Source organism: Actinoplanes sp. NPDC051633 (genome assembly GCF_040681735.1).
Taxonomy (GTDB): Bacteria; Actinomycetota; Actinomycetes; order Mycobacteriales; family Micromonosporaceae; genus Actinoplanes.
Window position 1 is genome coordinate 1 of the sequence record NZ_JBFAZH010000357.1, and the last position, 6,670, is coordinate 6,670.

General features: G+C 68.5%; 10 protein-coding genes and 3 tRNA genes. All 13 read left to right on the forward strand.

Going from position 1 to position 6,670, the window contains the following annotated elements:
- The first annotated feature begins 139 nt into the window (after positions 1-139).
- Positions 140-212 (forward strand) — tRNA-Thr (locus tag AB0M20_RS20350).
- Between the two features lie 38 nt (positions 213-250).
- A tRNA-Met gene (locus tag AB0M20_RS20355) sits at positions 251-323 on the forward strand.
- Between the two features lie 105 nt (positions 324-428).
- The gene (gene rpmG / locus AB0M20_RS20360) at positions 429-596 is read left to right on the forward strand and encodes a 50S ribosomal protein L33 (protein WP_364300279.1); all 168 of its coding nucleotides are present in this window, start codon (positions 429-431) and stop codon (positions 594-596) included.
- A gap of 76 nt (positions 597-672) precedes the next feature.
- Positions 673-1,122: a MaoC family dehydratase N-terminal domain-containing protein gene (locus AB0M20_RS20365; RefSeq protein WP_364300281.1), complete on the forward strand. Its 450-nt coding sequence runs from the start codon at positions 673-675 to the stop codon at positions 1,120-1,122.
- Positions 1,119-1,514, forward strand: a complete 396-nt coding sequence (locus tag AB0M20_RS20370) for a MaoC/PaaZ C-terminal domain-containing protein (protein ID WP_364300283.1) — start codon at positions 1,119-1,121, stop codon at positions 1,512-1,514. Before AB0M20_RS20365 ends, AB0M20_RS20370 begins: the two co-directional genes overlap by 4 nt.
- 98 nt (positions 1,515-1,612) lie before the next feature.
- Positions 1,613-1,685 (forward strand) — tRNA-Trp (locus AB0M20_RS20375).
- A gap of 94 nt (positions 1,686-1,779) precedes the next feature.
- On the forward strand, positions 1,780-2,163 hold the full coding sequence (gene secE / locus AB0M20_RS20380; RefSeq protein WP_364300285.1) for a preprotein translocase subunit SecE: 384 nt from the start codon (positions 1,780-1,782) through the stop codon (positions 2,161-2,163).
- Between the two features lie 27 nt (positions 2,164-2,190).
- Positions 2,191-2,976 (forward strand): transcription termination/antitermination protein NusG, encoded by a 786-nt coding sequence (gene nusG, locus AB0M20_RS20385; protein ID WP_364300287.1) that lies wholly within the window; start codon positions 2,191-2,193, stop codon positions 2,974-2,976.
- Positions 2,977-3,043: 67 nt separating this feature from the next.
- Entirely contained in the window at positions 3,044-3,754 is a 711-nt protein-coding gene (rplA, locus tag AB0M20_RS20390) for a 50S ribosomal protein L1 (protein ID WP_364300289.1), read from the forward strand.
- Between the two features lie 65 nt (positions 3,755-3,819).
- Complete coding sequence (locus tag AB0M20_RS20395) at positions 3,820-4,542, forward strand: ABC transporter ATP-binding protein (RefSeq protein WP_364300292.1); 723 nt, start codon at positions 3,820-3,822, stop codon at positions 4,540-4,542.
- Positions 4,539-5,216, forward strand: a complete 678-nt coding sequence (locus AB0M20_RS20400; RefSeq protein ID WP_364300294.1) for a hypothetical protein — start codon at positions 4,539-4,541, stop codon at positions 5,214-5,216. Before AB0M20_RS20395 ends, AB0M20_RS20400 begins: the two co-directional genes overlap by 4 nt.
- A 383-nt stretch (positions 5,217-5,599) precedes the next feature.
- Positions 5,600-6,151: a 50S ribosomal protein L10 gene (gene rplJ / locus AB0M20_RS20405; protein WP_364300296.1), complete on the forward strand. Its 552-nt coding sequence runs from the start codon at positions 5,600-5,602 to the stop codon at positions 6,149-6,151.
- Between the two features lie 38 nt (positions 6,152-6,189).
- Positions 6,190-6,573 carry a 50S ribosomal protein L7/L12 gene (gene rplL, locus AB0M20_RS20410; RefSeq protein WP_364300298.1) on the forward strand — a complete coding sequence of 128 codons (384 nt, stop codon included), beginning with the start codon at positions 6,190-6,192 and terminating at the stop codon, positions 6,571-6,573.
- Positions 6,574-6,670: the final 97 nt, after the last annotated feature.

Genomic DNA, 6,670 nt, shown 5'->3' on the forward strand with positions numbered 1-6,670 from the left:
CTGCAAACCCCGCAGGTGTCCGGAAGCCACGCAATTCACCGGCGGCGACCTGCGACAACACCTAATCGGGTATCCGATTTCACCCCGGGTTGGACGCCGTGTACTCTTACCTCTGCGCATCACGCGAGAGATCGCACGCGCCCCCTTAGCTCAGTCGGCAGAGCGTCTCCATGGTAAGGAGAAGGTCTACGGTTCGATTCCGTAAGGGGGCTCTCACCGGGCGAGAGCTGATAGGTAATGGCCCTGGCACGGCGGTGTAGCTCAGATGGCAGAGCAAGCGGCTCATAATCGCTGTGTCGCCGGTTCAAGTCCGGCCACCGCTACTGCACTATGTGGGCGCTGAGAAAGCGCCCGTTTTGCATGTCCGCGACTCCGGCGTCTACGCTGGTACGTCGTCAAGAGAACTCGTGGTAGGAAGGCACCCCGCCGTGGCAAAGTCGACCGACGTCCGTCCGAAGATCACTTTGGCATGCACGGAGTGCAAGGAGCGGAACTACATCACGAAGAAGAACCGTCGGAACAACCCCGACCGGCTTCAGCTGAAGAAGTTCTGCCCGCGGGACGGCAAGCACACCCTGCACCGCGAGACCCGCTGACCGGGCAGACCTAAATCTAACGTTGCTAGCCTGCGGCGGTCCCCATCGGGGCCGCCGCAGAGTAGTTTCTTCAGGTATGCCCTTGGACCCCTCCTTCGTCGGCCGGAGCTGGCCGCCCACCCAGCCGTATGTCGTCGGCCGCGAGAAGATCCGCGAGTTCGCCACGGCGATCGGCGCCGACGACCCGCTGCACCACGATCCCGAGGCCGCCCGGGCCGCAGGCTATCCGGACGTGGTCGCGCCGCCGACCTTCCCGACCGTGATGACCATGGCCGCCAGCAGGCAGATCATCAACGATCCGGAGCTCGGCATCGACTACACCCGCGTGGTGCACGGCGATCAGCGGTTCTCCTACTCCCGGCCGGTGGTCGCCGGTGACGTGCTGGTCTGCACGAACACGGTCGAGGACATCACCCAGCGCGGCGGGCACGACTTCATGACCACCCGCACCGAGGTCAGCACCGAGTCCGGCGAGGTCGTGGTGACCGCGTGGTCCAAGCTCGTGCAGCGAGGAGCGGAGCAGTGAGCGAGGAGTTCGAGCCCCAGACGTTCCGGATCACCCGGGCCGACCTGGTCCGGTACTGCGGCGCCTCCGGCGACTTCAACGTCATCCACTGGAGCGACCGGCTGGCCACCAAGGTGGGCCTGCCCGGCGTGATCGCCCACGGCATGTTCACCATGGCCCTGGCCGGGCGCGCGGTGACCGCCTGGGCCGGCGCTGCCGACGCGGTCGAGGATTTCAGCGTCCGGTTCAGCCGGCCGGTGCCCGTGCCGGACACCGACGAGGGCACCGAGGTCACCTTCACCGGGCGGGTCAAGGAGGTCGGTGAGGACGGCCGCACCACGATCGCGATCACCGCCACCTGCGGCGGCGAGACGGTCCTCAAGCTCGCGCAGGCCACGATCCGTAAGAGGTAGGGGCGGGTTGGGAAACCGAGTGGCGTACCCGTACACTGGTGCGCCGTGGGGTAACTGACCCCTGCTCTCTCATGTGCTTATGAGGGCAGGACCCGCACAGGGGTGTAGCTCAATTGGCAGAGCAGCGGTCTCCAAAACCGCAGGCTGCAGGTTCAAGTCCTGTCACCCCTGCGAGAACCCCCGTCAGCGCCCCGGCCAGTGGCGGAGCCGAGCGGCCGACACACAGACGACGACATTTCCCATCGACTGACGGAAGTAGGGCGAAGTGGCCGAGAGGAAGCGACCCGGCGACGACCCGGCCGGCGACCGCCCCGAGGACGAGGCGCGCGACGACCTGGTCGACGAGGTGGAGGACGACGAGGTCGAGGAGGAGCCGGTCTCCCGCGGCGGCACTGCGGTGCGGGAGCGGACGGCGAACTCGGACAGCCCGGCGACCAGGAAGGACGTCCGTCGTGGCGGCTTCTTCGGCCGCATCGGCGGTTTTTTCCGCGAGGTCGTCAGCGAGCTGCGTAAGGTCATCTGGCCGACCCGCAAGGAGCTGTTGACGTACACGGGTGTCGTGATCGTGTTCGTGACGGTGATGACCGCGCTCGTGGCCGGACTGGACTTCGTGTTCGCCAAGGGCATCCTGTTCGCGTTCGGCAACTAGTACTGCAATTGATGGAAGTGAGCGAGCGTGCCTGAGTACGACGACGAGACCGCCGAGACCACGGACGAGCAGTCCGCGGTGGCCACGGCGGCGACCGACGAGTCGGAGGCCGCCGGCAGCCCTGCCGAGACCGAGCCCGCCGAGGCCGAGCTCGCCTCCGAGCCTGTTTCCGAGCCTGCTTCCGAGCCGGCCGAGGCGCCGGCCGCGGAGGTGGAGGAAGACTTCGACCCGGTCGCCGAGCTGCGGCAGAAGCTGCGTTACGCGCCGGGCGACTGGTACGTGGTGCATTCGTACGCCGGGTACGAGAACAAGGTGAAGACCAACCTCGAGACCCGCATCACGAGCCTCGATATGGAGGACTTCATCTTTCAGGTCGAGGTCCCGACCCGCGAAGAGGTCGAGGTCAAGAACGGCAAGCGCCTCCAGGTGCAGAACAAGGTCTTCCCCGGCTACATCCTGGTGCGGATGGATCTGACGCCGGAGTCGTACTCGTGTGTGCGCAACACACCGGGTGTGACCGGCTTCGTGGGCGCCACCGACCGCGTCGACCGCCCGGCCCCGCTCTCGCTGGACGAGGTGCTCAAGTGGCTGGCCCCCGCTGTCGAGGCGGAGGAGAAGAAGGCGAAGCCCGAGATCAAGGTGCTCGACTTCGAGGTCGGCGACTCGGTCACGGTCACCGACGGCGCATTCGCCTCGCTGCCGGCGTCGATCAGTGAAATAAATGCCGACCAGCAAAAGTTGAAGGTTTTGGTCTCCATCTTCGGCCGTGAGACGCCGGTTGAGTTGAACTTCAACCAGGTCGCCAAGATCTGACCAGCACGTCGTGGGAGGGGCCGCGAAGGGCGCGGTCCCGCCATCAACCACAGGAGTAAGAGAAGAAATGCAGCGCAGCAAGGGTTACCGCAAGGCGGTCGAGAAGATCGACCACGACAAGCTGTACGAGCCCGCCGAGGCCATCGCCCTGGCGAAGGACACCAGCCCGACCAAGTTCGACGCCACCGTCGAGGTCGCCATGCGCCTGGGTGTCGACCCGCGCAAGGCCGATCAGATGGTCCGCGGCACGGTCAACCTGCCGCACGGCACGGGCAAGACCGCCCGGGTGATCGTGTTCGCCCAGGGCGCGAAGGCCGAGGAGGCCGTCGCGGCCGGCGCCGACGAGGTCGGCACCGACGAGCTCGTGGCCCGGATCCAGGGTGGCTGGCTGGACTTCGACGCCGCGATCGCGACGCCGGACCAGATGGCCAAGATCGGTCGCATCGCCCGCATCCTGGGCCCCCGTGGCCTGATGCCGAACCCGAAGACCGGCACGGTCACCATGGACGTGACCAAGGCCGTCAACGAGATCAAGGGCGGCAAGATCACCTTCCGGGTGGACAAGCACTCCAACCTGCACCTGATCATCGGCAAGACGTCGTTCTCGCCCGCTCAGCTGGTCGACAACTACGCCGCCGTGCTCGACGAGGTGCTGCGGTCCAAGCCGTCGGCGTCCAAGGGCACGTACCTGCGGAAGATCACGCTGAGCACGACCATGGGCCCCGGTATCCAGGTCGACACCAAGATCGTCAAGGACGTGCACGGCTCGGACGACTGAAGCCAGTTCTGACACAGCCCCGGGATCATTCCCGGGGCTTTGTCGTGTGTGGCACAGTTCCGGCCGTGCGTTTCGACCAGGTGTGGTTCCGGTACGCCCGCGGCAGCCGTTGGGCGCTCAGCGAGGTGGACGCGACGGTCCGCCCCGGCGACACGGTCGTGGTGCTCGGCCGCAACGGCGCTGGCAAGTCCACGTTGCTGCAGCTCGCGGCCGGTGTACTCCGGCCGGTGCGGGGCCGCGTGAGCGATCGGCCGGCGGTGATCGGCTGGGTGCCCGAGCGGTTCCCCGCCGAGCAGCCGTTCACCGCGGAGCAGTATCTGCGTCACATGGCCGCGATCCGGGGCGGCGCCGGGGTCGACCGCTGGATCGAGCGGCTCGGCCTGCAGGAGCACCGCGACACCCGTCTCAACGCTCTCTCCAAGGGCACGGCGCAGAAGGTCGGGCTGGCCCAGGCCCTGCTGGTCCCGCCCGGCTTGCTCATCCTGGACGAGCTGTGGGAGGGACTGGATGCGCAGACCCGCACCCTGATCCCGCAGATCGTCGCCGAGGTCACCGACGCCGGGGGAGCGGTGCTGGTCAGCGACCACCGCGGCGAGGTGGCCGGCCTGCCCGGCGCGATCAAGTGGATGGTCACCGACGGGCGGCTCACGACCGAGGAGGCGCAGGCCGCGGACGACGTCGTCGTGGAGGTCGCCGCCCGCCGGGCGGACGCCGACCGGGTGATGGCCGAGCTGAGGGCGGCCGGTCACCGTGTCCTCGGGGTACGCGCTGGGAAGGCGGCCGAGTGATCCCGCTGATCCGAATGCGCCTGACCGGCTTCCTCGTCAGCGGCCGGGTGATCGCCCCCGCCGTCGCCGTGCTCGCCGTGCTGGCCGTCCTGCACGGCGGCGGAACCTCCCCGGCGGCCTCCGCCTACGGCTACTCGGCGACGGTGCTGTTCCCGATCCTCGCCTGGAGCTCCAAGCTCGTCCTGGACACCGAGCCGGACGTGCAGCGCCGGCTCGCCCGCATCTCGGTCGGCGCCCGCGCCGAGGGGGTCGCCGGCATCCTCGCCGCCGTCCTCGGCGGCCTCGTGGTGTGCGTGCTGGCGATGATCGTGCCCATCGCGATCGGGGCGATCTCGTTCTCGTCCCTGGCGGGCGGCCTCGCGGCCGGCGCGCTCGCACACCTGCTGGCGCTCGTCGCCGCGGTGGCCCTCGGGGCGCTGGCCAGCCGCGCGGTGACCCGTTCGATCGGCATAGGCGTCATGGTGCTGGTCACCGGCGCGGTGCTCTACATCGTGCTCGGGCTGAAGGGCTCGATCGCGCCCTGGCTGGTCCCGCCGGTCCTGGCCACCGCCCGCGCGCTGAACGGCGACACCCTCCCCGACGCGGCCCGCCTCGGCCTGCTCACCGGCTGGGCCCTGTGCTGGTCGTTGCTCGTCCTGGTCGGCTACGCCTGGCTACGCCGCCGCCGAGCCTGAAACTGGTAGGTCAGCCACGCGTTCTGCCCTGGGACAGGTGGGTGGGCTACCACTTTCGCCCCGGCCGGGGGCGCGGCAGCGGGCCCGGCCGTCGCGGTGGTCGCGGGCAGGGTGGGACGGGCGATTTGGTGGGGACGGAGATGGCGCGTACTCTTCGAGGCTGAAGTTCCACCCACAGACCGCTGGTCGCCGCAGCCGATGTCTCACGACGGACGCCGCGGCTCAAGGTCCCGCACATGCGGGCGGCCCGCGCAGGGGAGAACGGATCGTGATCATCGGGCCCGCGTCAGCGTTCGCCCGTGTCCCGCCCCGTGAGCCTTGCGCCCGGGGCGTTTCTCATGTTCGGCGGCCCGCCTGCGGTCGAGAGCATTGAGAGGAGGGACATGGCGGACAAGCCGGTCCGGGCCGACAAGGCCACTGCCGTCGCCGAGCTCACGGACAAGTTCCGCAACTCGTCGGCCACCGTGTTGACCGAGTACCGCGGCCTCACCGTCGCGGAGCTCACCGAGCTGCGGCGGTCGCTGGGCAACCAGACCAAGTACTCCGTGTCGAAGAACACGCTCGCGAAGCGTGCGGCCACCGACGCGGGCATCGAGGGCCTCGACGAGCTGTTCACCGGTCCTACCGCGCTCGCCTTCGTCAGCGGCGACCCGGTCGAGGCGGCCAAGAGCCTGCGGGCTTTCGCCAAGGCCCACCCCGTCCTGATCATCAAGGGCGGTGTCTTCGAGGGCAGGGCCATCTCGGCCGACGAGGTCAGCCGGATCGCCGACCTCGAGTCCCGCGAGGTGCTGCTGGCCAAGCTGGCCGGCGCCATGAAGGGCAACCTGACCAAGGCGGCGGGCCTGTTCCAGGCGCCGTTGTCCCAGGTCGCGCGCCTTGCGGCCGCTCTGCAGGAGAAGCGCGAACAGCAGGACGGTTCCGCTTCGGCGGAGTAATTCACACTCACTTTTAGTAACAACGAAAGGTTGCCACCATGGCGAAGCTCAGCACCGACGAGCTGCTCGACGCGTTCAAGGAGATGACGCTGATCGAGCTGTCGGAGTTCGTGAAGCAGTTCGAGGAGGTCTTCGAGGTCACCGCCGCCGCGCCGGTCGCCGTCGCGGCCGCCGCCCCGGGTGCCGCTGCTCCCGAGGCCGAGGCCGAGAAGGACTCGTTCGACGTCGTCCTCGAGGCCGACGGCGGCAAGAAGATCCAGGTCATCAAGGTCGTGCGTGAGCTGACCGGCCTGGGCCTCAAGGAGGCCAAGGACACCGTCGAGGCCGCCCCCAAGGCGATCCTCGAGGGCGTCAACAAGGAGAAGGCCGAGGAGGCCAAGGCCAAGCTCGAGGGCGAGGGCGCCAAGGTCACCCTCAAGTGATCTGAGCCTTCCGCTCCTCGTGGGCGGGTCCCAGTGGCGGGGGCCCCCCCCCCGTGTATTTAATGAGCCCGAAACACCCCCCACGTGCCGCCACATC